The sequence below is a fragment of the Micromonospora sp. NPDC048905 genome, assembly GCF_040649655.1.
In the GTDB taxonomy this organism is placed as follows: Bacteria; Actinomycetota; Actinomycetes; order Mycobacteriales; family Micromonosporaceae; genus Micromonospora.
In genome coordinates this window covers 38,380-61,743 of the sequence record NZ_JBEZFV010000017.1, presented here as the reverse complement: position 1 = coordinate 61,743, position 23,364 = coordinate 38,380, and the positions used below count along the sequence as shown (strand labels likewise).

Genomic DNA, 23,364 nt, shown 5'->3' with positions numbered 1-23,364 from the left:
CGCCCGGCCCGCGTACCAGGGCGGGCGGGTCAGGCGCGGCCGCTACCGGGCGCCGGGGGCGGGGTGGGCGCGAGGGTCGACACGGGGACGGCAAGGGTCTCGGCGAGCGCGGTGCGGCCGGTCGGGGTGAGTCGGACCGCGCGACCGGCGCCCGCGGTGATCCAGCCCAGGTCGGTGAATCGGCCGCGCAACGCCGCGCCGAGCGCTCCGGCCAGGTGCGGGCGACGCTCGGTCCAGTCCAGACAGTCGCGGACCACCGGGCGTCGAGCGGTGCGCAGGACATCCACCGGTACGCCCAACCCGGCCGCCCACGCCCAGCCCTCGGCGGTCACCGTCAGGCCGCTGGAGCGGTCCAGTCGTCCGGCGGCCACCAACGCGTCGTACATCAGCACGCCCACCCGTCCGGCCAGGTGGTCGTAGCAGGTCCGGGCGTACGCCAGTGCGGCGCTGGTGGTGGCCGCGCGCAACGACCCGGCGGGCGCCGGTGGTGCCGGAGCGTGCCCGGCCAGATCCTCGATCAGCTGGGCCACCGACGGCCCGGCCAGCCGCAGGTAGCGATGCCGGCCCTGCCGCTCCTCGACCAGCAGGCCGCCGTGAACCAGCCGGGTGAGGTGGTCGCTGGCTGTCGACGGCGCGACACCGGCTCGCCGGGCCAGCTCGCCGGCCGTCCAGGCCCGACCGTCGAGCAACGCCACACAGATGCCGGCCCGGGTGCCGTCGGCCAGCAGGGCCGCCAACTCGGCCATGCCGCGGCCCTCGGTGCCACCACTCATGCCGCCATCATCGCCCCGACGAGCGCCGCACCGACCACCCGGGTCCGACGCGGTCCGCCCGGGGTGGTCGGACGAACCGACGCGCTTGCCTGCCGCCCTACTCTGAAGGAGCCACGACGCCACTTCGGCAAGTCGGGGCCCTAGCGCCCGCAGCCCGGGCGGATGGAAGCAGCCGCATGAACTGGACGACGTTCAGAAGCGCCCGCACCCCTCGCCGACTCCGCGCCGTGGCCGACCTGCGTTTTCCGGCCAGCGCGCGCGAGCATCTCCGGAACCGGTACCCCCATCTCAGCGACGACGACATCGCCGTCGTCGAATCCGCGACCCGGCAGTGGTTCCGGCTCGCCGTCCGCCAGAGCGGTGCGCAGCTGGCGATGCCGTCGGTGGCCGCGGGCGAGCTGTGGCAGGCGTTGACGCTGCACACGCAGGACTACGCCACCTTCTGCGAGGCGGCGTTCGGGCGACCTCTGAAGCACGAGCCGAGGTTCGCGGCGAGCGGTGACCCGACCGACGCCGGTCACCGCACCCTGCTGCTCGCCACGCTGAACCACGCACGCCGCGACGAGGGAGGTGACCCGGCCAGCCTTCCCCTGCTGTTCCGGGTCGACCACGAGCTTCGGATCCCGGGCGGCAGTCGCTACCTGGCCGACTGCGGAGGCCGAGGTGAATGCTTCCCGGTTGCCGAACGGGTCTGCCTGCAACACCTCGGCGGGCTCGGCAAGCGACCCAAGCCACGCGGCATCCGCGGCGATCTGCCCTTCCTCGACGGCCGCCACGGCTACGCCGGCGGTTCCGGCGGCGTGGGTGGCGGTGACTTCGACGGCGGGAGCGGCGGGGGCGGCGACGGCGGGGGCAGCAACTGACCCCGGCCATCCGCCGAGCCCGCTCGCCCCAAGGGCCTGCGCCGACGCACCCGGGACGGTCCGCGCCGCGGGCCTAGTGGGCGCGGCGCTCCGCGTCCGCGTGCCACCAGGCGGGTGGGCTGGGGTTGGTGGCCGTAGCGGTCGGCTGGTCCGGGTGCAGGCCGAGTCCGCGCAGCGCGGCAGCCTGGACACGGATGCCGACCCAGCCGTGCCAGCGACCGTCAGCGCCAACGCCACAGGCCAGGTCGACGCGGATCGCGTCGGCCTCGAGGGGCATCCAGTCGATGCCCCGATCACGTAGTCAAGCGCGGACGGCGGCCATCGGCTGCGGGCAACCCCGGGTGTTCGGATAGGCCGCGACGGTGACCCACTCAGTGTCCGGAACGTTCATGGCGACCATGATCCCTGCTGTCGTCGGGCTCCGGAAGTGCGATCCATGCGCAGTATCCCCCGGACATGGTCGCGGACCACCGGCCCACGGCCCGTGGTGACCGGTTACCGTCGCCGTCGCCGCTGCCGCCAGCCCGCCGAGGCGCGTACGGCCAGCCGGCAGGCGTCGACCAGATCCGCGTCGAGTTCGACGGCGTGCCGAGCCTGGTACTCGGCCGGCAGCGACACCTTGCGGTCCTCGGACGCGACCCGCTCGACCCAGCCGCCCCGGAGCACGTGCGGCGTGAGCACCCGGTCCGCGCTGTCCAGGTCGGCAAGGAGCGTCGGCAGGTCGATCCGGTCCGGTGGAGCGCCGCCGAGCCCCGCGAAGATCCTCTCGTACGGGCCGCCCTCGTACCCCACCGTGGACGAGACGCCCAGCAGCACCCGACCCTCGGCCGGCGGGCCGACCGCCGGTGGCACCTCGCCGGCCCGCAGGGCGTGGAACGGAAGCATGGCGAACCACCCGTGCGCCGACCAGAGGATGAGCGTCCTGGCGGGCGGGCTGACGTGCACCCGCCACGCGTCGCCGCGCACACCCGTCCAGTCCGGCCACCGCCGGCAGAAGTAGTCACCGACACCACTCGCCCAGCGGCAAGCCAGACCCGACTCCCGCAGGCACCTGAGGTGGCACTGGCCGTACCGGTCGTCGGTCCCGGACCGATCCGGACCGAGGAAGTACGGCGCCAGGTAGAAGTCCTGACCCGACAGCCCCAGCGACAGCCGACCGCAGAAGCAGCACTGCTCAGGGACACCCGCGTCGCGCACCTGAACGTCGTGGGAACCGATATCCCGCACCCGGAACCCCCGCTCCGACGACTGGGCGCTGACCCTAGCGGAGCCGGGTCAGCGGTGTCACCGTCCGGTCCGACCCGTCGTAGCTGCGGGCGGCGTCGAAGTCCCCCGTCGGGCGCTGCCCGCCCGCGACGCCCCGGGCCACCCGCAGGTCCGCGTCGCGGAACCGCAGGGCCAGGCTCAGGTGCGGCACCCACGCCCCCGGGGCGTGCCACGGGCGGTGCCCGTCGGCCTCGGCGAGGACGTCCCAGACGGCGGCGTGCAGCCTGGTCAGCGCCGACGTCGGCCGGACGAGCCAGACCAGCGGGGCGCTGCCGTCGAGGACGACGACGCGGTCGAGTGCGACCGGCACCGGCAGCGCGGCGTCGAACACCTCGGCCAGGTGGTACTCGACCCCGGGCGGAAACTCGTCGACGGCGGCGAGGGTCAGGTGCGGCCGGTTGGTCGGATGGATGTTGCGCGCCAGGCTGGGCAACCCGGCGGCCGCCAACCGCTGCCAGACCGCCCGGACCGCGACCTCCAGGCCAGGCGAGCAGACCAGTTCCACCGTACGCACGCGCCCACGCTAGCCGGACCGTCCCCGTCATCCGGACGGATCGGCGTCCCGGTTCGTGAGCGCCGCCGGATTGTTCGCTCAGGCAAAGAAGATCTCGTCGGGACCCGCGGCGTCTGCACGCTCCCCCAGCAGCGGGGACGGATCAGCCGGCGAGATACCGACCTCGGCCCAGTAGACCCGGCCGGCCACGACATAGTCCGTGGCCCGGTCGCGGTCGAGGAGGAACATCGTCCCGTACGGCCAGCGCATCCCGACCCGTTCCTCTTCGGCGGCCTTCTGCTCGGCGGACGCAACCCGGAGCTCGAACCGGCGGCACACGTCCGGAACGCAGATCCGCGAGACGTCGTGGAACACCAGGTCCAGCACCCGGAGGCCGTCGTCGCCCTCCTGGTCGCCGATGATGCCCCGCAGGTGCAGCTTGCTGTGACCGACGTCCATCGACCACGGCTTGACCACTCCCTCGATCCGCAGGGGCAGATCACCATGGACGATCCGGGGCCCGCCGAACTGCCGCCGCCAGTCCGCGGCGTTCACCGCGCGCCCCTCGCCGTCTCGTCAGTCGTCCAGTTGTCGCCGCACGGACCTGCCCGCCCGCCTCGCGCGGCGGGGCAGCCAGAGCCCGCCGACAACCAGCAGGACAATGAGAAGGAGGAGCAGCCAGCGCATCTCGGCCTCCGATTCAGGACTCCCAGGACACCTCGGATGTCGCTCCTGATTGCCCGGTCACCGGCCACCCCTAAACCGGCACGCCATCGGACGACGCCCGACGGGGCGAAGGCCGCCAGTGATCAGGGCCAGGGGTGGCGCGATCCCACGCCACGACGCACACCTAGCGCTGGGCTCGCGTGAAAGCGACGAAGCCTCGCCACGCCTCCGGCGCGAAGGCCAACGTCGCGCCGTCACGGTCCTTCGTGTCCCGAACCAGGACGACGCCCGGAAGGTTGTCGGCGACCTCCACGCACGAGCCCCCGTTGTTGCCGCTCTTGGTGCTCTTGCGCCAGCGCGCACCGGTCACGTCCATGAGGATGCCGCTTCCCTGAGCAGGTCTAGGGACTGTCCGCGAGAGAGGGTTTCCCCGCGAATGCGTTCCCATCGTCGGTCCAGGGTAGCAATTTCTGCCTGCTGCTCGGTTATCTGCGCCTGCGCCTGGCCATCGATGTGGGCGACGCGCCCGCCGCCCTCCAACTCGGCGACGATGAACGGCCCACCCAGGCCCGGGTACATGCCGACTGCGGTCGGCACGACGTAGACCTGCACCGACGGCAGTTGCGCACACGCGACGAGATGCTCGCACTGCTCGCGCATGAGATCTCGATCGCCGTACGCCGAACGCCGCACCACGGCCTCGTCCAGCACGGCGATCAGGAGTGGGGGCTGGTCACGGTGGAGGACGGCCTGCCGTCCGATGCGTGCCTGCACGAGACGATCGACGTCCTCACCGGACAGCGACTCCCCCGCCAGCGTCGCCCGCGCGTACGCCTCGGTCTGCAGGAGACCAGGCACCCAGGCCAGCTCGAACCACCGCAGCGCCACCGCTTCCCGTTCCCAGTCGACCCACGCCCGCAGCCAGATCGGATCGCGCCGCTTCAGGACGTCCGGCCACAGGTCGATCACCTCCCGGCCGAGGATCGCCGCGACCTGGGCACGGTGTCGTGTCTGCGGAATCCGTCCCGGGTTTGCCCAACGGGCCGCCGTCTTCGGATCGACACCGGTCTGAGCGGCGAGAGAGTCGGCGGTCTCACCACGTTGGGTCATGGCTTCCACGACGGCGTGATTCATCCTCTGTCCTCCCGGGATATCCCGAACACCCACTGACCATAGTGCGACGCAGCGTGATGACGTCGCAACGCTCGGCGGGGTGTTGGTTGACGGCGTGGTCGTCACCGCGGCACGCCCGCACCAGGACACGGCGGTGGCGGGTCGCCACGCAAGCGGTCAGAGCCAGCCGTTGTCCCGGGCGGCGCGGACCGCCTCGGCCCGGTCGGCCGCGCCGAGCTTCTGCACCGCGGCGGACAGGTGGTTGCGGACGGTGCCGATGGACAGGTGCACCCGGCGGGCGATCACCGCGACCGGGGCGCCGAACTCGGCCAGCCGCAACGTCTCCAGTTCCCGGGGCGTCAGCGGGCACGCGGGCAGGGTCAACGCGTCGGCGGCCAGCGACGGGTCGACGTACCGGCCGCCGGCGTGCACCCGGCGGATCACGTCGGCGAGCGCGCCGCCCGGCGAGCCCTTGGGCACGAAACCGCGCGCCCCGGCGGTCAGCGCCTGCCGCAGGTGCCCGGGACGACCGTGCCCGGTCAGCACGACCACCGCGCACTCCGGACGGACCCGGGTCAGCTCGGCGGCCACCGCGATGCCGTCCAGGCCGGGCATCTCCAGGTCCACCACCGCCACGTCCGGGCGGTGCGCGAGCGTCGCGGTCACCGCAGCGGCTCCGTCGGCGGCCTGGGCCACCACGTCGATGTCCGGTTCGAGGCCGAGCAGCGCGGCGACCGCGACCCGGATCAGGTCCTCGTCGTCGGCGAGCAGGACCCGGATCACGACGGCACCGGCACGGTCGCCTCAAGGGTGAACACCCGGTCCTCCCGGCGGACCCGCAGCTCTCCCCCGGCCGCGGCCAGCCGGTCGGCCAGGCCGCGCAGGCCGTGGCTGTGCTCGTCCGGACCGTTGTCGTCGGCACCGTCGTTGGCGATTGTCATCCTGGCCCCGTTCTCGTCCCGGTCGATGTGGATCCGGCACCACTCGGCCCGGCTGTGCCGCAGCACGTTGGTGCCCGCCTCGCGCAGCACCGCCGCCAGTTCGGTGGCGGCCGGCTGCGGCAGGTCGACGTCTGGCGGCACCGTGCAGCGCACCCCGCAGGAGCGCAGCACGTCCGCCACGGCGGCCAGTTGCTCGCCGAGGTCGACGGCCCGGTAGCCGTGCACGCTCTCGCGGACCTCGGTGAGCGCGGAGGCCGCAAGCCGTTGCACCTCGGCGGCCTCCCGCCCAGCCCGCTCCGCGTCGACGGGTGCGAGCCGCGCGGCGAGTTCGGCCTTCAGCGCGATCACGGTGAGACTGTGCCCCAGCAGGTCGTGCACGTCCCGGGCGAAGCGCAGCCGCTCCTCGGCGGCGGCCAGCCGGGCCTGGGCGGTCTGACCCTGCCGAGCCTCCACCAGCAGACCCCAGAACCAGACCTGGAACCAGTTGACCGCGGCCACGCCCACCCCGACGCCGCCGGTCACGGCCACGGACCGCCCCAGGGACCCGCCGGTCCACCAGGCCACCGCCGCCGAGACGAGCAGGGTGCCGGCGATGACCGCCAGCGCCCCCGGGAGGCGGACCAGCAGGGGGGCCATCCCCACCAGGGAGGCCCCGATCCACGCCCAGGTCGGCCAGGCCCCGGCCGCGACCGGGGCCACCGACGGCACGGTCAGCGCCGCCACGACGACCAGCCCGAACTGGGCGCGACGTCGCCACCGGTGCGCGAGCCAGGGGGTGACCGCCGCGTACAGCACAGCGGTCTGGGTGGCCGCGAAGACGAGGATCCCGACCGCGCCGAGCACGACGCGGACGGCGGACGGCTCCCGGGTCAGGCCGACCGCGGGCAGCAGGACGGCCGCCCACACGCCGGTGGCCAGCGACAGCAGCGTCGCCTGCCGAGCCCGGTGCAGCCGTCGGTCCGCCCGGGGGGTCACCGCCTCGCTCGCCACGCACCGATCCTAGGACCGCCCGGCACCCGGTCCACCCATGCGAGACGTCACGGTTGAACCGTGCGATCCGCACGGGATTTCCGTGCTCAACGAGCCTGCCGACCGCGCCGGGACACCGGCAGGGTCAACGGCATGGAAAACACACGGGTGTACGCGGACAGCATGGTCGTACCGTCTCCCGCGCCGACGCCGGCAGCGCCCGGCGCCGGCACGCGGCGGCTGTGGTGGCATCTGGTCGAGATGGCGCTGGCGATGGTCGGCGGGATGCTGCTGCTCGGGCCCCTGTGGGACGCTGCCGGCATCCTGCTCGGGCTGACCGGGACGCTGGGCCGGCCAGACGTCGCCGCGCTGGTGATGGCCACGAACATGACGGTCGGGATGACGGTGTGGATGCGCTACCGGGCGCACCACTGGCGTGGGGTCGTCGAGATGGCCGCGGCGATGTACGTGCCGTTCCTGTTGGTGCTCGTACCGTTCTGGGCCGGCCGGCTGGCTGGCGACGCCCTGATGCTCGGCGGTCACCTGCTGATGGTGCCGGCGATGGTGCTGGTGGCGGTGCGTCATCGGCACGAGACGCCGGTGGCGGTACGCCGGCATCCGGCCGTGACGGCGCTGGCCCACCACTGGCCGGCCGGTCTGGCGCTGTTGCTGACCGTGGAACTGTGGGTCGACCCGAGGATGCTCAGCCCGTGGACGATGCTGGTGCTGCCCGGCGGGTACCTGCTGATCGGCCTGGTCCGACGCACCCTGCACGGGCCGGGCGTGCTCGCCACCCAACTGGTCGGCCTGGTCGTCTGGGTGGGGCTGACGCTGACCGCGGTCACCGTCGGGGGTCAGGTGGCCGCGTGGCTGGTGGCGTTGGGCTGGCTGGTGCACGCCGGGTGGGACCTGGTCCACCACCGCACCGGCCGGGTGGTGCCACGCGGGTACGCCGAGTGGTGCGGCGTGCTCGACGTCACGCTGGGAGGCATCATGATCGTGGCAATCCTGACCGGCGCCGTCTGACGGGGGCGACCCTGTGGGGGTGCCGCTGGTCGCCGATCGCGCTCTTGTGGCGGTCGGCGCAGCGGCCTGGACGGCGTAATGAAAGGCTTGGCCCATGAGTTCCGCACCTGCACAGCACGACGCACCGATCGACGCACCGATTGACGCCACCCCCGACGGCACCGACGAGGTGAGCGCCTTCACCGACCTCGGGCTACGCGCCGAACTGCTGGGCGCGCTCGCCGCCCTCGGGTACGAGGAGCCGACCCCCATCCAGCGGGAGGCGATCCCGCCACTGCTGGAAGGCCGGGACCTGCTGGGTCAGGCGGCCACCGGCACCGGCAAGACGGCGGCGTTCGCGCTGCCGCTGCTGAACCTCATGACGCCCCACCGCCGCGACGGCGACCCGGTGGCGCTGGTGCTGGTGCCGACCCGGGAGCTGGCGGTGCAGGTCTCCGAGGCGTTCCACCGATATGGCAAGGACCTGGGTGCGCGGGTGCTGCCGATCTACGGTGGGCAGCCGATCGGGCGGCAGTTGCGGGCCCTGGACAGCGGCGTCGACGTGGTCGTGGCCACCCCGGGTCGGGCCCTCGACCACATCGCCCGGGGCACCCTGCGCCTGGGCGGGCTCGCCACGGTGGTGCTCGACGAGGCCGACGAGATGCTCGACATGGGCTTCGCCGAGGACATCGAGGCGATCCTGGAGCACGCTCCGGCGCAGCGTCAGACGGTGCTCTTCTCGGCCACCATGCCGTCGCGCATCGACGGGATGGCCCGCCAGCACCTGCGCGAGCCGGTCCGGATCGAGATCGGCCGGGAGCAGACGGTCGCCGGTGAGGCGCCCCGGGTGCGACAGAGCGCCTACATCGTGACGCGGGCACACAAGCCGGCCGCGCTGGGCCGGGTGCTGGACGTGGAGTCCCCCACCGCGGCGATCGTGTTCTGCCGCAGCCGCGAGGAGGTCGACCGGCTGACCGAGACGATGAACGGTCGGGGTTACCGCTCCGAGGCGCTGCACGGCGGGATGAGCCAGGAGCAGCGCGACCGGGTGATGGGCCGCCTGCGGGCGGGCACCGCCGACCTGCTGGTGGCCACCGACGTGGCGGCCCGTGGGCTGGACGTCGAGCAGCTCACCCACGTGGTCAACTACGACGTGCCGTCCGCCCCCGAGTCGTACGTGCACCGGATCGGTCGGGTGGGCCGGGCCGGCCGCGAGGGCGTGGCGATCACTCTCGCCGAGCCGCGTGAGCACCGGATGCTCAAGACCATCGAGCGGGTGACCGGTCAGCGGATCACCATCGACAAGATCCCCACCGTGGCCGACATGCGGACCCGGCGGTTGGAGATGACCCAGGCGGCGCTGCGGGAGAGTCTGCTGGAGGACGACCTCGACGGGTACCGGGTGATCGTGGAGACGCTCACCGACGAGTTCGACCTGATGGAGGTCGCCCTCGCCGCCGTGAAGCTGGCCCACGAGGTGACGTCGCCGGGCTCCGACGACGAGGTGGAGATCCCGCAGGTGCCGGTGCGCGGTCCGCGCGAGGGTCGACCGGAGAGCGGCGGCCGGGGCGGCGACCGGCGGGGCGGGGGCCGGCCGCGCTCGGGCGGCGGCAACACCGTCCAGGTCTTCGTCGGCCTGGGCCGGCGGGCCGGGGTGCGCCCGCAGGATCTGGTGGGCGCAATCACCGGGGAGACCGGGATCCGTGGCCGGGACATCGGCTCGATCGAGATCGCCGACCGGTTCTCGTTGGTGGAGGTGCCGCAGGGGGTGGCCGACGAGGTGATCTCCGGGCTGCGGCAGAGCACGATCAAGGGCCGCAAGGCCACGGTGCGCCGCGACCGCGGGGGCGACGAGCGCTGAGCCCGCCGCCGGCGACCGCCGGCCTGAGCACGCCGCCGGCGACCGCCGGCCTGAGCACGCCGCCGGCGACCGCCAGGCACGACGGTCGCCGGCGCTGCGGTTCAGAGGGAGTACGGGCCGAACCGTCCCCAGGCGACCACCGCGGCGAGGATGAGCAGCACGGCGCACACGATCGCGCCCTGAACCTCCCTGCGACGCTCGGCCGCCGTGTCGTACGTCTTCCGGTCGCGCAGGTGCACCAGGATGCCGCCGGCCATGACGATGACCAGCCCGACGGCGGCCAGCGGGGTGAGCACGGTGGCGATGCCGGTGAGCGGGGGCAGCACCAGCCCGAGGGCCGCCAGCACCTCGACCGCGCCCAGCGCCTTCACCTGGGTCGGCGGCACCGGGTCCACCCAGCCCATCCGGTCGCGCAGCTTCTCTTTGGGCTGGGTCAGCTTGGCCAGGCCGGCGCCGAGGAAGACGACAGCGAGCAGGATCTGGATGATCCCGAGCACCAGGTTCACGGGGGTTACCTCCGGGGGCACCGCCTCGCGGCGGAGAGGTGGTTGAGGGTTCAGGCGAGACAGTAGACCTGTTCCGCGTACGCCAAGGACCCCCGCCGTCTGCGCTGACGGCGGGGGTCCTTGGTGGTCGGAGCGTCAGACCTTGAAGAGCGCCGGCCCGTCAAGCGTCGTGACGTCGGCCGGGCGCAGCGCCAGGGCGAGCACGTCGGCCACGTCGGCCAGGGTGTGCACGGTCAGCGCCTCGCGCACCTCGGCCGGCAGGTCGTCCAGGTCGGGCTCGTTACGCGCCGGGATGATCACCTCGGTGAGACCGGCCCGGTGCGCGGCGAGCAGCTTCTGCTTCACCCCGCCGATCGGCAGCACCCGACCGGAGAGCGTCACCTCGCCGGTCATCCCGAACTCGGGGCGGACCGGCCGGCCGGTGACCAGCGACGCCAGGGCCGTGACCATGGTGATGCCGGCGCTCGGGCCGTCCTTGGGCACCGCGCCCGCCGGGAAGTGGACGTGGATCCGGCGTCCGGCCAGGACGTTCGGGTCGATGCCGAACCGGCGCCCGTTGGAGCGCAGGTACGACAGGGCGATGTGTGCCGACTCCTTCATCACGTCGCCGAGCTGGCCGGTCAGGGTCAGCCCCGGCTCGCCCTCCATGCTCGTCGCCTCGATGAAGAGCACGTCGCCACCGGCGCCGGTGACGGCGAGGCCGGTCGCCACGCCGGGCACGGCGGTACGCTCCGCCGACTCCGGGGTGAACTTCGGCCGTCCCAGATAGGTGGCGAGGTTGTCGGTGTCGACGCGTACCGGCGACGGGTCGGTCGCCAGCGTCACCGCCACCTTGCGCAGGATCTTGGCGAGGCCACGCTCGAGCTGCCGGACCCCGGCCTCCCGGGTGTACTCCCCCGCGATCAGCGCCAACGCCTCGTCGGCGATCTCCACCTCGTCGGCGGTCAGCCCGGCCCGCTCCCGCTGCCGGGGCAGCAGGTGGTCGCGGGCGATGGCGACCTTCTCGTCCTCGGTGTAGCCGTCCAGGGTGACCAGCTCCATCCGGTCCAGCAGCGGGCCGGGGATGGACTCCACCACGTTGGCGGTGGCCAGGAACAGCACGTCGGACAGGTCCAGGTCGACCTCCAGGTAGTGATCCCGGAAGGTGTGGTTCTGGGCGGGGTCGAGCACCTCCAGCAGGGCGGCGGCCGGGTCACCGGCGTAGCCGGCGGCCAGCTTGTCCACCTCGTCGAGGAGCACGACCGGGTTCATCGAGCCGGCCTCGCGCAGCGCGCGGACGATCCGACCGGGCAGCGCGCCGACGTAGGTGCGCCGGTGACCGCGGATCTCCGCCTCGTCGCGGACGCCGCCGAGCGACACCCGGACGAAGTTGCGCCCGAGCGCGCGTGCCACGGACTCGCCGAGGCTGGTCTTGCCGACCCCGGGAGGGCCGGCGAGGGCGAGCACCGCGCCGGAGCCGCGACCGCCGACCACACCGAGGTTGCGCTCGGCCCGCCGGTTGCGCACGGCCAGGTACTCCAGGATGCGGTCCTTCACGTCGGCCAGGCCGGCGTGGTCGGCGTCGAGCACCGCCCGGGCCGCGGCCAGGTCGGTGTTGTCCTCGGTACGCGTGCCCCACGGCATTTCGAGCACGGTGTCGAGCCAGGTGCGGATCCAGCCGGCCTCCGGGGAGGCGTCGCTGGCCCGCTCCAGCTTGCCGACCTCGCGCATCGCCGCCTCGCGGACCTTCTCCGGCAGCTCGGCGGACTCGACCCGGGAGCGGTAGTCGGCCGAGCCGTCCGGCTCGTCCTCTCCCAGTTCCTTACGGATCGCGGCGAGCTGCTGGCGCAGCAGGAACTCCCGCTGGGACTTCTCCAGCCCCTCGCGGACGTCACTGTTGATCTGCTCGGTGACCTCCTGCTCGGCCAGGTAGTCCTTCACCCAGCCGACCAGCAGCTCCAGCCGGGCGGTGACGTCCGGCGCGCCGAGCAGCTCGGTCTTCTGGTCCAGGGTCAACCAGGGTGCGTAGCCGGCGGAGTCGGCCAGCTCGGACAGGTCGGTCATCCGCTCCACCGCGTCGATGACCTGCCAGGCGCCTCGCTGTTGGAGCACGGAGGTCACCAGGGCGCGGTACTCGCGGGCGAGTTCCCGGGCGCGGCCGGCGGGAGCGGGTTCGTCGAGTTCGGTCGCCTCGACCCAGAGGGCGGCGCCGGGGCCGGGCACGCCAGAGCCGATCCGGGCCCGGGACAGGCCACGGATGACGGCGGCGGGCTCACCCTCGGGCAGCCGGCCAACCTTCTCGATGGTGGCGACGACGCCGACCGGGCCGTACTCGCCGTCGATGCGCGGCACGGCCAGCAGCTGGCGATCGCCGGTCGCCCGGGCCGCGTCGATCGCGGCCTGGGTGGTCGGGTCGAGGGTCACCGGGATGACCATGCCGGGCAGCAGCACGGCGTCGGTCAGGGGAAGTACCGGAAGAGTTGCCATCGAACACCTGCTATCGCGTTGAGTTGAGCGTGTCTCACTCAAGTAACAAAGCGTTCCCCTTGTTCCGGACTGTGACCCAGACCACTCCAGGGAGGGTTCCACCCGACTTCCCTCGTTCGGTGCGTACCCGCATGATCGGTACCCGCTGGGGAACGGCGCAGACATGCCGGGAGCAGCAACCCTTCGACTCGTCGTCGTGGACGATCACCCCCTCTTCGTCCGCGGGCTGGAGTTACTGCTTCCGATCACCACCGACGGCCGGGCCGAGGTGGTCGCGTCGACCGGCGACGCCGCCGCCGCGGCCGCGCTGACCAGCCGCTGCCGGCCCGACCTGGTCCTGGTCGACCTGCACATGCCGGCACCCGGCGGGATCCGGGCGGTGGCCGCGATCAGGCGGACCACCCCACGGGTACGGGTGGTCGCGATGTCCGGTTCCGTCGACACCGCTCCGGCGGTGGAGGCGCTGCGGGCCGGCGCCGAGGGGTTCCTGCCGAAGACCAGCGAACCGGAGGAACTGCTGCCCCCGCTGCTGGCCATCCTCGATGGCTGGGCGGTGCTCCCCGCCGAGTTGCTCCGTGCCATGCTGCGCCCCGCACACGCCACGTCCGTCGACCTGGACGGCGAGGAACGGCGACTGCTGCGCGCGATCGCCGCCGGCCGTACGACAGTCGACATCGGCGAGGAACTGCACGTCTCGGAACGGACGGTGAAACGGATGACCGCCGCGTTGCTGCGCAGGCTGCGGGTGTCCAACCGGGCCGAGGCGGCCGCTGTGGCCGGGCACACCGGCCTGCTCGATTGAGGTTCCGTCATCGCACCGATTCACGGTTTTTTCGGTACGGGAATCACGACGCGCCGAATGGGACGCATATTGTTGCGGATTACCGGGGTGATAGGTCAGACTTTGGACACATCCCGCCGGACACAGGGAGTAATCGGCAATGGCGAGAAAAGTAATCACGGTCCTGACCGACGACCTCGACGGCGGCAAGGCCGACCGGACGGTCGAGTTCAGTCTCGACGGAGTGGCCTACACGATCGACGTCTCGGACGAAAATGCCGGCGTCTTGCGGAAGTCGCTGGATCCGTACATCAATGCGGGTCGGCGGATCGGGCGCGGCCCGGTGGAGAGCACCCGATCGATCCGGAGGCCCGGACGACCCGTCGGTGCCGGAATGGATCGGGAGCAGAACCGGGCCATCCGGGAATGGGCCGTCAAGAACGGCTACAAAATTTCCGAGCGGGGTCGGATCCCGGTTGAGGTCGTCGAGGCGTACAAGGCGCGCTGACACGTACGTTGCCGACGGGGTCCCGCCGTGACGGCGGGACCCCGTCGGATTGTTCCGGCACGACACGACGGTGGCCGGTCACCCAGGGTCATCGCCCGGGTGACCGGCCACCGCCGGTCGTGCCGGGTCAGTTGACGGTGATCCGTACCGAGTCGAAGGCGGGGGTCTGGTTGGCCCGCTCCATCATCGGCAGGCGGTGCGAGCCGTCACCGGCCCAGACGGAGCACTGCGCGGTACCCGACTCCGGCAGGCCCGGAATCTGGATGGTCACCTCGTCGGGCTGGGCACCACCGCGGCCGTCCTCGGTCGCGACGAAGAACGCGGGCACCTCCTGCGGCTCCGGCGGGGCGGTCAGACTGTCCAGCATCCGGCAGGCGGTGTGGAAGTGACCCCGGACCAGGCCCTGGGCGTTGAGCAGCGAGCTCTCCACGTAGTAGCCACCCTGACCGGCGGCCAGGAAGCGGTCCCGGATCAGGTTGCGGGTGCTGACCCGCAGGGTGAAGGCCTGGTTCTGGCCGACCTGCTGGGGGAACTGGGTAATCAGCAGGGACGGGTTGTTGGCGGCGGCGCCGACCTCACCGAACTCGGTGCTCACGCAGCGGTTGCCGATCTGGAAACCGTCGTGCGGCTGGAGCCGGCTCTCGTCGCAGTCGTTGGCCAGCACGCCGAGCCCGGCGCCGGGGGCGTTGCCACCGTTGTTGCCGCCACCGTTGTTGCCGCCACCGTTGTTGCCGCCACCGTTGTTGCCGCCACCGTTGTTGCCGCCACCGGGAGTGGTGGTGGGCGTGCTGCCGCCGCCGTTGTTGCCGGTCGGCTGCACCTGACAGTCGGCGAGCTGCGCGAGGCCCTGCGGCCGAGGTCCGACCCGGTCGATCGCGGTCGTGATCCGGTCCAGCACCGCGCGCCGCTTGCCGGCCAGCGGCTGGAGGATGGCGTTGCGGATGAACGCCTCACCCTTGTTGCCCTCGGCGGCCAGCCGGCGGTCCGCCTCGGCGATCTGGGCCTGCAACTGGGCGAGACCGCGATCCACCTCGGCCCGCGCCTGGGCCGGCACCTGCGGCAACTTCGCCGTCACATCCGGACACGCGATGGCCGTGCCGGTGCCCACCGTGCCGTCCTTGCCGTCCTCGCACTCGGGGACCGACTGCTGTCCGTCACCCCAGTGGTTACGCACCCACCGGCCGTTCTGCCAGGTCCGGCTGGTCGAGGCGCCGCCAGCCGGCGCGGTCGAACCCGGGCTCGGCTCCACGCACTGTCCGGCAGCCGGACGCGGCTTATTTGTCCGCCGGTCCTGGGCCGACGAAATCTGGGTCACGGCGACGACTCCGCCGAAGACCACGAGCGTGCCGACAACGGCCAGCAGACGCTTGCTCCGCGCGTTGCCGGATGGCCGGCTCGCCCGTGTGGACCTGCGCATCGAATTGCTCTCCTTCTCGATCCGGTAGTGGATTCCTGCCCTCGGCGGACCGACGGATGTGAGAGGGCACGCCACGGCGGTGAGCACCGTGACCTACCCGGGTAATGCGTCGATGGCCGACGATGCCCTTTCCGCACCGTCTCCCGCGCCCGGCGGACGCGGATGGGGAGATCCTGTTCATTCGCGCAGGAGTACGGGACGGCGACCGGGAAGGTTCAACCGTCGGGCAGGAAATTGCCGGGGCCGGATCCGGAGCCGGTGTCAGCAGGAAGAACGGGCGCCGGTCAGTCGGCGCAGAGGTGGTCGAAGGCGAACCCGCCGACCAGTTCGTCACGGCGGCGGCTCAGCGCGACAATCTGCGCGGTCAACTCGGCGCAGGGCAACAGGTCAGTGCCGGCGTTCGTGCGCAGCCGCTCCCCCACCGCGACGGTGGCGAGATCCTCGGCCAGTTGGGCCGCGTTGATGCCGCAGGAGAAGCGGTGCTCGGTCACCGAGACCCGCTCGACGAGGCACGCGTCGGGGCGGACCTGCACCCAACTCCACCCCTGTGCCGTCCCGTCGGCCCACCGCACGTGCAGTCCTCGCACGATCGGGTCGGCAACCCGTCCCGCCACGTACGCGTCGACCACCGCCGCGCGGCTCAGCGCGCCGAGGTCGTTGACCGGCCCGGTACGGCCGTCCGGTAACCGACCGAGGATGTCCCGGAAGCTCACCGGGGCCGGGTCGTCCCCATCGACGGTCGCCCCGGCGCCGCCCGCCACGTAGGCGCGTGCGTCGATCACGTACTCCACGAGGCGCCGGCCGTGCTCGGCGGCCCGCAACGTGGGCGACCCGATCCGCAGCACGGGCAGGCCGGCGGCCGCGCTCACCGCGTCGGTGAGTCGCTCGACGCGCTGCTGCGCCGAGCCGGCGGAGGCGACCGGCCCCATCTGCACGGCGACGATCGCCCGGCCGGTGTCGGCGGCGCAGATCACGAGGTCGAAGCTGGCACGGCTGGCCGAACTCCACTGACTGCCGGTGACCCCGGGCGGGCGACCCTGGACCAGATCGCTGAGCCGAAGTGCCGGGTGGACCCGGTGGCCGGCGCGACCGAACAGCGGCTCGCGTCCGCCGTCGGCGGGCAGCGCCCGCAGCCAAGCGCGGTCGTCGCTGCCGATGCTCGTCATCTGCCTGATCCATCCGCCGGTCGGTCGAGCCGGGCCGAGTCTAGGTGCTCGATCATGGGACTCCGAGTCGGGCTGTGACCTGAATCACAGACGACCGACGTTCCAGGGACGCCCGACGGGTGTATCCAGCCACCGCCGGTACCGGACCGGCCGGAGGTGAGCATGTCGCGACAGCAGTTCGGCTTCCTCGCCGGGTTTCTCGCCGTGGCGGTCGGGGCACTCGCCGGCATCGGCGTGGCCGCCCTCGCCGTGCTCGCGGGCCTGCTCGGCTGGCTGGTGGTCCGGGTGCTCGACGGTGACCTCACGGTGACCGGCCTCGGCGACCGCCACCCGCACCCGCGGCGCCGCCGATGACCACCCACCCCGCCGACGCGGCCGAGGTCGCGCGGATCGCGGTCCAGACGGCCGGCCACGTGCCGGGCGTGTCCGTCGTCCGCCCGGCGGCGGTCCGCCTCGACGACCGGTCCGTCGGCCTCGACCTACACCTGATCACCTGGTACGGGCACAGCGTGCCCGCCATCGCCGAGACGGTCCGGGCGGTGGTCGCCGACCGGGTGGCCGCCAGCACCGGGCTCCGCGTGGCGGTGGTGACAGTCACCGTGGACGACCTGCTCGTCCCGGGCGTCGACGTCTCCGCCGCCCCCGCGACCGCCGAGGGCGGCTGAGATGCGCAGCGTCAACCGGATCGCCTCGCTGCTGCTGGCCACCGCCCTGCTCGTCGGCGGGACGCTGGTGGCCGTCCAGGCACTGCTCCTCGCCCTGCACCGGCCGGCGCCACTGGACCCCACCGGCTGGCTCGACGCCCTGAGCGGCACCCGGTGGCGCGACCCGGTCGTCCAGGCGGTGGCCGGCGGCGCCGTACTGCTGGGCCTGGCCATCCTGGTCGCCCAACTGCGCCCCTGGACGCCCGCGCGGTTGCGCACCGACGACCGCGACGGCTGGCACCTGCACCGGCGCAGCGTGGAGCGGCGGCTGGCCGACGCCGCCAGCGCGGTGCCGGGCGTACGCCGCGCCCGGGTCCGGGTCCGACGGCGCGGCGGCCAGTGGCGCCCCCGGGTGCGCGCGACAGGTGACCCGGCCGCCCGGGCGGAGATCGAGTACGCGGTGCACCAGGAGTTGCACCGGCTCACGGCGCCCCGCTCCGGCCACATCGACGTCCGGCTCCAACCCCGCCGGCGCCCGGCATGACCAACGCCGGACACCGCCTGCTGTGGACAGTCGTCGCGCTGCTGTTGGTGGGAGGCGGCGCGGTGACGCTGGCGGCCGGCCACGGCAGCCTGCCCGGCGCCGATCCACAGGCGGTGGTGCTCAGCGTCGGGCTGCTGGAACGGTGGCGGATGGCCACACCGTGGAGCACCCTGGCGGCGGCGGTCGGCGGGGCGCTGGTCGCCCTGGCCGGGCAACGCCTGCTGGCCCGGGAGGTGCGACGACCCGCCGGTACGCTGCGCGGCACCCTGAGCCACCCCGGGCGACGACCGGGCCGGACCCGGCTGGCCGCCGACGTCCTCACCGACGCGCTGGTCCGCGACCTGACCGGCAACCCCGGGGTACGCCGGGCCCGCGTGGTGCTCACCGGCGAGCCGCCGCACCCCGACGTGTGGATCCGGGTGGACCTGACCGCCGACGCGACGACCGCGGGTGTCCGCGAGCACGTCCGCGCCGCCGTCCGCCGGTTCGCGGCGACGACCGACTGCCAGCCGGCGCACCTCGACGTGACCGCCCACATCGAACCGGGCCGGCCCTGACCGACGCCCAGCCGGCCCGGCGCCGAACCGGGCCGACCTGTCGATCGCCGCGATCCGCGAAGACCGCATCCTCGACGGGGCCCACGCCACCGGCGGCGATGTTCGCCGCCTGGCCGACCTGTTCGGCCTGAGCATCCAAGTTGGCACCCGCTACACCGGCGTCGTGGCCACCTGGCCCTCACCGACGATCGGGCTTGCCCCGAAACAGCGGAAATCCGTCGCCGACGATCGGTCCGCGCTGCGAGGATGCCGAGCGTGTCCGTGAACTTCATCTCCGGCGTCGAGCTGTCCCGGCGGCTCTACGCCGACGCGGTCCAGCCCTTGCTGTCTCGGCACCTCCCCGACGTCACCCACAGCGCGGCGTTGATCGGCGCCGGATCCGAGGTCCTCGGGTTCGACACACAGCGCTCGACCGACCACGACTGGGGTCCGCGACTGCACCTGTTCCTCACCGCCGAGAATCTTGCCCGCCACGGCACCGGAATCGACAACCTGCTCAGCGAACGGCTGCCCACCACGATCGCCGGCTATCCCACCAGCCTGGTCCCCACCGACCACGGCACCCGCCACCTGCGGCACACGACCGGACGCGCCCAGCACGGCGTCGTGATCGCCGAACTCGGCGACTGGCTGACCGGTCACCTCGGCTTCGACCCGCTGACCGGCATCACAACCCGAGACTGGCTGGCCACCCCGACCCAGACCCTGGCAGAGGCCACCACCGGCGCCGTGCACCACGACGGAATCGGTGTCCTGCACACGGCGCGGCGAGCGCTGGCCTGGTATCCCGACGACGTGTGGCGCTACGTGCTCGCCTGTCAATGGCAGCGCATCAGCCAGGAGGAAGCATTCGTCGGCCGCTGCGGCGAGGTCGGTGACGAACTCGGCTCGGCGGTCGTGGCCGCCCGCCTGGTCCGCGACCTCATGCGGCTGCGCCTGCTGATCGGCAAGACCTACCCGCCCTACAGCAAATGGCTCGGCACCGCCTTGACCCGCCTGCCCGACACCGGCCAACTCGCCGCCACACTGACCGCCGCGCTGGCCGCCGACAACTGGCGTGACCGCGAGCACCATCTCGTGACCGCCTACGAGGCCACCGCGGCCCAGCACAACGACCTCGACCTGACCGCGCCGGTCGACCCGCGCGCCCGGCTCTATCACGACCGGCCCTTCCGCGTCCTGCACGCGGAACGCTTCACCAAGGCGCTGATCCGCGCCATAAGCGACCCCGCCCTGCGAGCACTGCCGGTGACCGGAGCCATCGACCAGTTCGTCGACAACACCGACGCACTCGGCCACCACACCCGCAGCCGTGCGCTTGCCGCCGCCCTCTACCCGCCCGACCAGTAGCGAACACGCACCGTTTGCCGACAAGCAGGAGCTTCAGTAATTCCGAATCCGAGAGCTCTCGACCGGTAGTGGTCGGCTGAGGCGGGCGGTCCGGCGGGTCAGCGGATCAGCGGTCGACGCCGGGTCGGCGCGCGGCCACGACGCTGGCCCCGATGGAGATCGCCAGGGTCGCCACCACCACCGCGAATGTCGACCAGACCGGCAGCTTGCCCACCGGCGTCTCGGCGAGGATGAGCTTCAGCCCCGCGAAAGCGAGCAGCAGCGCGAGCCCGTACCGCAGGTAGCCGAACTGGCGTAGCAGGCCGGCGAGGCAGAAGTAGAGGCTGCGCAGTCCCAGTACGGCGAAGGCGGTCGCCGTCCACACCAGGAACGTGTTCGTGGTGATGGCGAGGATCGCCGCGACCGAGTCGATGGCGAAGACCACGTCGGTGGCCTCGATGGCGACGAGCGCCACCAGAAGCAACGTCGCGACCCGCCGGCCGGCGACCCGAGCGGTGAACCTGTCGTCGTGGTAGCGGGCGTCGGTGGGCACCAGCCGTCGGAAGAGTCGGACCACGACGTTGCGGTCCGGGTCGACGTCCGGTTTACCGCGGACGGCCAGCCGCCAGCCGGTCCAGATCAGGAAGGCGCCCAGCACGAACCCGGCCCAGGTGAGCCGGTCCAACAGTTCGGCGCCGGCGAAGATGAACAGCAGGCGGAAGACGAGCGCCCCGACGACACCCCAGAACAGCACCTTGTGCTGAAAACCCGGTGGCACACGGAAGTAGCCGAAGAGCAGGGCGAAGACGAACACGTTGTCCACCGAGAGCGCCTTCTCCAACAGGTAGCCGGAGAAGTACGCGATGGCCGGGTCGCCGCCGAGGCCCCACCAGAGGGCCAGCCCGAACAGCAGACCCGCGCCGATCCAGACGGCGCTCCAGAGCACCGCCTCGGGTAGCTCGATGACGTGGTTGTCCCGGTGCAGGAGCACGTCCACGGCGAGCAGCGCGGCGATCAGCGCGCTGGTCGCCGCCCAGGCCCACAGCGGCACCGTGACCGTCGCCTCAGCCACCGGTGCCCTCCGCCTCGACCACGGCCCACCCAACCCGCGGACCGCTTTCGAGCCTAAGGGTGCGCCCCCGCCCCCACCGGGGCTCCGAGGAAGTCGGTCCCGCCCGCCGATCTTGCACTTACTGCCCCGACGAAGGGCGTGAATACGGGCATACCGGCGACCGAAAGTGCAAGATCGACGCATGGTTGGGGTGGGGCTGGGGTCGGGGTGGGCGGGTCTGCCGCACATCGGTGGGGGGTGATCCGGCAGGATCGAGGTGACCGGACACATCAACCGACACGGCAGGAGATCCCCGCATGAACCAGGCAGCAGGCGCCTCATCCGGCAAGCCCGAGGTGGGTCCGATCGAGGGTGCGCCGCCGGCCGACCTCGTGATCGAGGACATCACCGTGGGTGAGGGACCGCAGGCCGAACCGGGCCAGCTCGCCAGCGTGCACTACGTCGGCGTGTCGCACTCCACCGGCGGCGAGTTCGACTCGTCCTGGAACCGGGGCGAGGCGTTCGAGTTTCCGCTCGGCGGCGGTCAGGTCATCGCCGGCTGGGACCAGGGCGTCGTCGGCATGCGCGTCGGCGGCCGCCGTCGTCTGACCATCCCGCCCCACCTGGGGTACGGCGACCGCGGCGCGGGCGGCGTCATCAAGCCGGGCGAGACGCTCGTGTTCGTCGTCGACCTGCTCGGCGTGCGCTGACCGACGCTCGGGGGGTCGTCGGCGCGTGCCGACGGCCCCGCAGGTCGGATCGCTCGGAGGTCGCCGGCGCGTGGCGACGGCCCCGCAGGTCGGATCGCTCGGGGGTCGTCGGCGCGCCGACGGCCCCGGGGCGGTCTCCTCGGATCGCGGGGGCCGCTCCGGGTCAGGTCAGGCGGCCAGTTGCAGGTGTTCCGGCTCGACTGTCGGGCGACGGGCGGCCTCGACGACCCGGGCCGGCTCCACGATCGGCATCACCCGGTGCAGGCCGGTGGCGCGCAGCACCCGGGCCACGACCGGGCTCGGGTCGACCAGGACCAGTGCGCCACCACACGCCCGCACCCGCAGGTGCGCGGCGAGCAGCGTGCGGACGCCGGCGGCGGAGAGCAGCCGCAGCCCGGACAGATCCACCTGGAGCACCGGACGGGCCGGCACCGACCACAGCGCGGACCGGAAGGCGGCCACCGTGGCGATGTCGACCTCGCCGGCCACCCGCACGAGGACCATCTGGTCACTCACGCTGACCTGCACGTCCAGCCGGTCGTTCCGCTCTTCCATGCCGAGAAATCTAGCCGCACCCACCGACAGTTTCGGCCTCTGCCGGAGTGATTCCGGGTACGCCCAGGGTCTTACCCCGAGCTTCTCCCCATCCTCCTCGGGGTGGAGGTCGTGTCGATCATCGGTCGGCGGCCGCCGGCGGTGGAGGATGGGCCGATGCTGGTCCCTCGTCCCCGGCCGCCCCGGTTGATCCGTCCCGTCCGTGAGCCGGCCACCACGCCCCCGCCGTTGGCCGGGGAGTGGGCTCCGACGGACCAGAGGCTCGACCGGGCCGAGTTGCTGCCTCTGCCCGAGGGCGCCGTCGGCCCGGAGGACGTGCTCGTCGACGACGCCGGCCGGGTGATCAGCGGCGACGAGGACGGCCGGCTCTGGTGCTGGCCGGTCGACGCGCCGGTCGGCACCCGCCCCCGACTGCTGGCCGAGACCGGTGGCCGACCGCTCGGCATCGAGCTGGACACGTCCGGCGAGGCTCTCGTCGTCTGCGACGCGTACCGGGGGTTGCTGCGGGTGACGCCCGACGGCGCGGTCCGCGAACTGACCGGGACGGCACCCCTGGTGCACCTGGCCAACAACGCGACGGTGGCGCGCGACGGCACCATCTACTTCACCGACTCCTCCGACCGGTTCCCGGTCTCGCACTGGAAGCGGGACCTGCTGGAGCATCGCCCCAACGGTCGGGTGCTGGCCCATCATCCGGGCAGCGGCCGCACCGACGTGGTGGCCGACGGGCTGTACTTCCCCAACGGGATCGCACTGACCCCGGACGAGTCGGCGCTGATGCTCGTGGAGACCAGCACCCACCGCCTGCTCCGCGTCGACCTGGGCGGCGGCGTCCGGGTGCTCGCCGACCTGCCCGCGTACCCGGACAATCTCTCCGCCGTCGGCGACGGGACGTACTGGATCGCGTTGCCCAGCCCACGGGTGCCGATCGCCGAGCGGCTCCTGCCGCACCCGCGACTGCGTCAGATCGCCGCGTTGCTGCCCGACGCGTTGCAGCCGCAGCCGCGCCGCTACGGGCTGGTCGCGCTCGTCGACGGCGCGGGCGCGGTCCGCCGGACGCTGCACGGCCCGGCCGGGCGGTACCGGATGATCACCGGGGTACGCCAGCACGGCGGGCGCCTCTGGCTGGGCAGCCTGGTCGGGCCAGGGGTGGCCCGCGTACCGCTGGGCTGACAGGTCC

27 protein-coding genes are annotated in these 23,364 nt (G+C 72.8%); 12 read left to right on the top strand and 15 right to left on the bottom strand.

Going from position 1 to position 23,364, the window contains the following annotated elements; translation table 11 throughout:
* Window positions 1–29 precede the first annotated feature (29 nt).
* Entirely contained in the window at window positions 30–773 is a 744-nt protein-coding gene (locus tag AB0C01_RS30355; protein ID WP_357572756.1) for a winged helix-turn-helix domain-containing protein, read from the bottom strand.
* A 176-nt stretch (window positions 774–949) separates the two neighbouring features.
* Between AB0C01_RS30355 and AB0C01_RS30350 the strand changes: the two genes are divergently transcribed.
* Entirely contained in the window at window positions 950–1,636 is a 687-nt protein-coding gene (locus tag AB0C01_RS30350; RefSeq protein WP_357248977.1) for a hypothetical protein, read from the top strand.
* A gap of 73 nt (window positions 1,637–1,709) precedes the next feature.
* Here the strand turns inward: AB0C01_RS30350 and AB0C01_RS30345 are convergent, their stop codons facing one another.
* The 8 genes from AB0C01_RS30345 to AB0C01_RS30310 all read right to left on the bottom strand — a co-directional run bounded on the left by AB0C01_RS30345 (window position 1,710) and on the right by AB0C01_RS30310 (window position 7,105).
* Window positions 1,710–1,913: a hypothetical protein gene (locus tag AB0C01_RS30345; RefSeq protein WP_357248974.1), complete on the bottom strand. Its 204-nt coding sequence runs from the start codon at window positions 1,911–1,913 to the stop codon at window positions 1,710–1,712.
* A 218-nt stretch (window positions 1,914–2,131) separates the two neighbouring features.
* Window positions 2,132–2,833, bottom strand: a complete 702-nt coding sequence (locus AB0C01_RS30340; protein WP_357572755.1) for a hypothetical protein — start codon at window positions 2,831–2,833, stop codon at window positions 2,132–2,134.
* A 64-nt stretch (window positions 2,834–2,897) separates the two neighbouring features.
* The gene (locus tag AB0C01_RS30335; RefSeq protein ID WP_357572754.1) at window positions 2,898–3,416 is read right to left on the bottom strand and encodes a 2'-5' RNA ligase family protein; all 519 of its coding nucleotides are present in this window, start codon (window positions 3,414–3,416) and stop codon (window positions 2,898–2,900) included.
* Window positions 3,417–3,494: 78 nt separating this feature from the next.
* A complete protein-coding gene (locus AB0C01_RS30330) occupies window positions 3,495–3,950 on the bottom strand; it encodes a hypothetical protein (protein ID WP_357572753.1) in 456 nt (151 codons plus the stop codon).
* Between the two features lie 295 nt (window positions 3,951–4,245).
* Window positions 4,246–4,437 (bottom strand): DUF397 domain-containing protein, encoded by a 192-nt coding sequence (locus tag AB0C01_RS30325; protein WP_357377721.1) that lies wholly within the window; start codon window positions 4,435–4,437, stop codon window positions 4,246–4,248.
* Entirely contained in the window at window positions 4,428–5,195 is a 768-nt protein-coding gene (locus tag AB0C01_RS30320) for a DUF5753 domain-containing protein (RefSeq protein ID WP_357572791.1), read from the bottom strand. Before AB0C01_RS30320 ends, AB0C01_RS30325 begins: the two co-directional genes overlap by 10 nt.
* A gap of 156 nt (window positions 5,196–5,351) precedes the next feature.
* Window positions 5,352–5,957: a response regulator transcription factor gene (locus AB0C01_RS30315; protein ID WP_357248955.1), complete on the bottom strand. Its 606-nt coding sequence runs from the start codon at window positions 5,955–5,957 to the stop codon at window positions 5,352–5,354.
* Entirely contained in the window at window positions 5,954–7,105 is a 1,152-nt protein-coding gene (locus AB0C01_RS30310; RefSeq protein WP_357572752.1) for a histidine kinase, read from the bottom strand. Before AB0C01_RS30310 ends, AB0C01_RS30315 begins: the two co-directional genes overlap by 4 nt.
* Window positions 7,106–7,237: 132 nt before the next feature.
* Here AB0C01_RS30310 and AB0C01_RS30305 point away from each other — a divergent pair, with 132 nt between their 5' ends.
* Together AB0C01_RS30305 and AB0C01_RS30300 are read left to right on the top strand one after the other, a co-directional pair.
* Window positions 7,238–8,110: a hypothetical protein gene (locus AB0C01_RS30305; protein ID WP_357572751.1), complete on the top strand. Its 873-nt coding sequence runs from the start codon at window positions 7,238–7,240 to the stop codon at window positions 8,108–8,110.
* Window positions 8,111–8,204: 94 nt separating this feature from the next.
* Window positions 8,205–9,950: a DEAD/DEAH box helicase gene (locus AB0C01_RS30300; RefSeq protein WP_357248948.1), complete on the top strand. Its 1,746-nt coding sequence runs from the start codon at window positions 8,205–8,207 to the stop codon at window positions 9,948–9,950.
* A 101-nt stretch (window positions 9,951–10,051) separates the two neighbouring features.
* Here the strand turns inward: AB0C01_RS30300 and AB0C01_RS30295 are convergent, their stop codons facing one another.
* Both AB0C01_RS30295 and lon read right to left on the bottom strand, forming a co-directional pair.
* Window positions 10,052–10,456 (bottom strand): DoxX family protein, encoded by a 405-nt coding sequence (locus tag AB0C01_RS30295; protein ID WP_357248946.1) that lies wholly within the window; start codon window positions 10,454–10,456, stop codon window positions 10,052–10,054.
* 135 nt (window positions 10,457–10,591) lie between these two features.
* Window positions 10,592–12,922 carry an endopeptidase La gene (lon, locus tag AB0C01_RS30290; RefSeq protein WP_357572750.1) on the bottom strand — a complete coding sequence of 777 codons (2,331 nt, stop codon included), beginning with the start codon at window positions 12,920–12,922 and terminating at the stop codon, window positions 10,592–10,594.
* A 196-nt stretch (window positions 12,923–13,118) separates the two neighbouring features.
* Between lon and AB0C01_RS30285 the strand changes: the two genes are divergently transcribed.
* Window positions 13,119–13,724: a response regulator transcription factor gene (locus tag AB0C01_RS30285; RefSeq protein ID WP_357572749.1), complete on the top strand. Its 606-nt coding sequence runs from the start codon at window positions 13,119–13,121 to the stop codon at window positions 13,722–13,724.
* A 139-nt stretch (window positions 13,725–13,863) separates the two neighbouring features.
* Window positions 13,864–14,211, top strand: a complete 348-nt coding sequence (locus AB0C01_RS30280) for an Lsr2 family protein (RefSeq protein ID WP_357248937.1) — start codon at window positions 13,864–13,866, stop codon at window positions 14,209–14,211.
* Between the two features lie 127 nt (window positions 14,212–14,338).
* Here AB0C01_RS30280 and AB0C01_RS30275 read toward each other — a convergent pair whose 3' ends face one another.
* Both AB0C01_RS30275 and AB0C01_RS30270 read right to left on the bottom strand, forming a co-directional pair.
* A complete protein-coding gene (locus AB0C01_RS30275) occupies window positions 14,339–15,628 on the bottom strand; it encodes a hypothetical protein (RefSeq protein ID WP_357572748.1) in 1,290 nt (429 codons plus the stop codon).
* A 284-nt stretch (window positions 15,629–15,912) separates the two neighbouring features.
* A complete protein-coding gene (locus AB0C01_RS30270) occupies window positions 15,913–16,794 on the bottom strand; it encodes a DUF2726 domain-containing protein (protein WP_357572747.1) in 882 nt (293 codons plus the stop codon).
* Window positions 16,795–16,956: 162 nt separating this feature from the next.
* Between AB0C01_RS30270 and AB0C01_RS30265 the strand changes: the two genes are divergently transcribed.
* From AB0C01_RS30265 to AB0C01_RS30245, 5 genes are all read left to right on the top strand, one after another.
* Window positions 16,957–17,148: a hypothetical protein gene (locus AB0C01_RS30265; protein WP_357572746.1), complete on the top strand. Its 192-nt coding sequence runs from the start codon at window positions 16,957–16,959 to the stop codon at window positions 17,146–17,148.
* Window positions 17,145–17,459, top strand: coding sequence for an Asp23/Gls24 family envelope stress response protein (locus AB0C01_RS30260; protein WP_357248925.1), 315 nt, complete (start codon window positions 17,145–17,147; stop codon window positions 17,457–17,459). Before AB0C01_RS30265 ends, AB0C01_RS30260 begins: the two co-directional genes overlap by 4 nt.
* A gap of 1 nt (window position 17,460) precedes the next feature.
* Window positions 17,461–17,982, top strand: a complete 522-nt coding sequence (locus tag AB0C01_RS30255) for a DUF6286 domain-containing protein (protein ID WP_357572745.1) — start codon at window positions 17,461–17,463, stop codon at window positions 17,980–17,982.
* Entirely contained in the window at window positions 17,979–18,539 is a 561-nt protein-coding gene (locus AB0C01_RS30250) for a hypothetical protein (RefSeq protein WP_357248919.1), read from the top strand. The genes AB0C01_RS30255 and AB0C01_RS30250 overlap by 4 nt, the downstream gene beginning before the upstream one ends.
* Before the next feature lie 246 nt (window positions 18,540–18,785).
* Window positions 18,786–19,889: a DUF4037 domain-containing protein gene (locus AB0C01_RS30245; protein ID WP_357572744.1), complete on the top strand. Its 1,104-nt coding sequence runs from the start codon at window positions 18,786–18,788 to the stop codon at window positions 19,887–19,889.
* A 106-nt stretch (window positions 19,890–19,995) separates the two neighbouring features.
* Here AB0C01_RS30245 and AB0C01_RS30240 read toward each other — a convergent pair whose 3' ends face one another.
* A complete protein-coding gene (locus tag AB0C01_RS30240) occupies window positions 19,996–20,919 on the bottom strand; it encodes a TerC/Alx family metal homeostasis membrane protein (protein WP_357572790.1) in 924 nt (307 codons plus the stop codon).
* Window positions 20,920–21,236: 317 nt separating this feature from the next.
* Here AB0C01_RS30240 and AB0C01_RS30235 point away from each other — a divergent pair, with 317 nt between their 5' ends.
* Window positions 21,237–21,629 (top strand): FKBP-type peptidyl-prolyl cis-trans isomerase, encoded by a 393-nt coding sequence (locus AB0C01_RS30235; protein WP_357248913.1) that lies wholly within the window; start codon window positions 21,237–21,239, stop codon window positions 21,627–21,629.
* A gap of 168 nt (window positions 21,630–21,797) precedes the next feature.
* Here AB0C01_RS30235 and AB0C01_RS30230 read toward each other — a convergent pair whose 3' ends face one another.
* A complete protein-coding gene (locus tag AB0C01_RS30230; protein ID WP_357572743.1) occupies window positions 21,798–22,184 on the bottom strand; it encodes an STAS domain-containing protein in 387 nt (128 codons plus the stop codon).
* 156 nt (window positions 22,185–22,340) lie between these two features.
* On the opposite strand from AB0C01_RS30230, the gene AB0C01_RS30225 reads away from it, so the two are divergent.
* Window positions 22,341–23,357, top strand: a complete 1,017-nt coding sequence (locus AB0C01_RS30225; RefSeq protein ID WP_357248907.1) for an SMP-30/gluconolactonase/LRE family protein — start codon at window positions 22,341–22,343, stop codon at window positions 23,355–23,357.
* Window positions 23,358–23,364 lie beyond the last annotated feature (7 nt).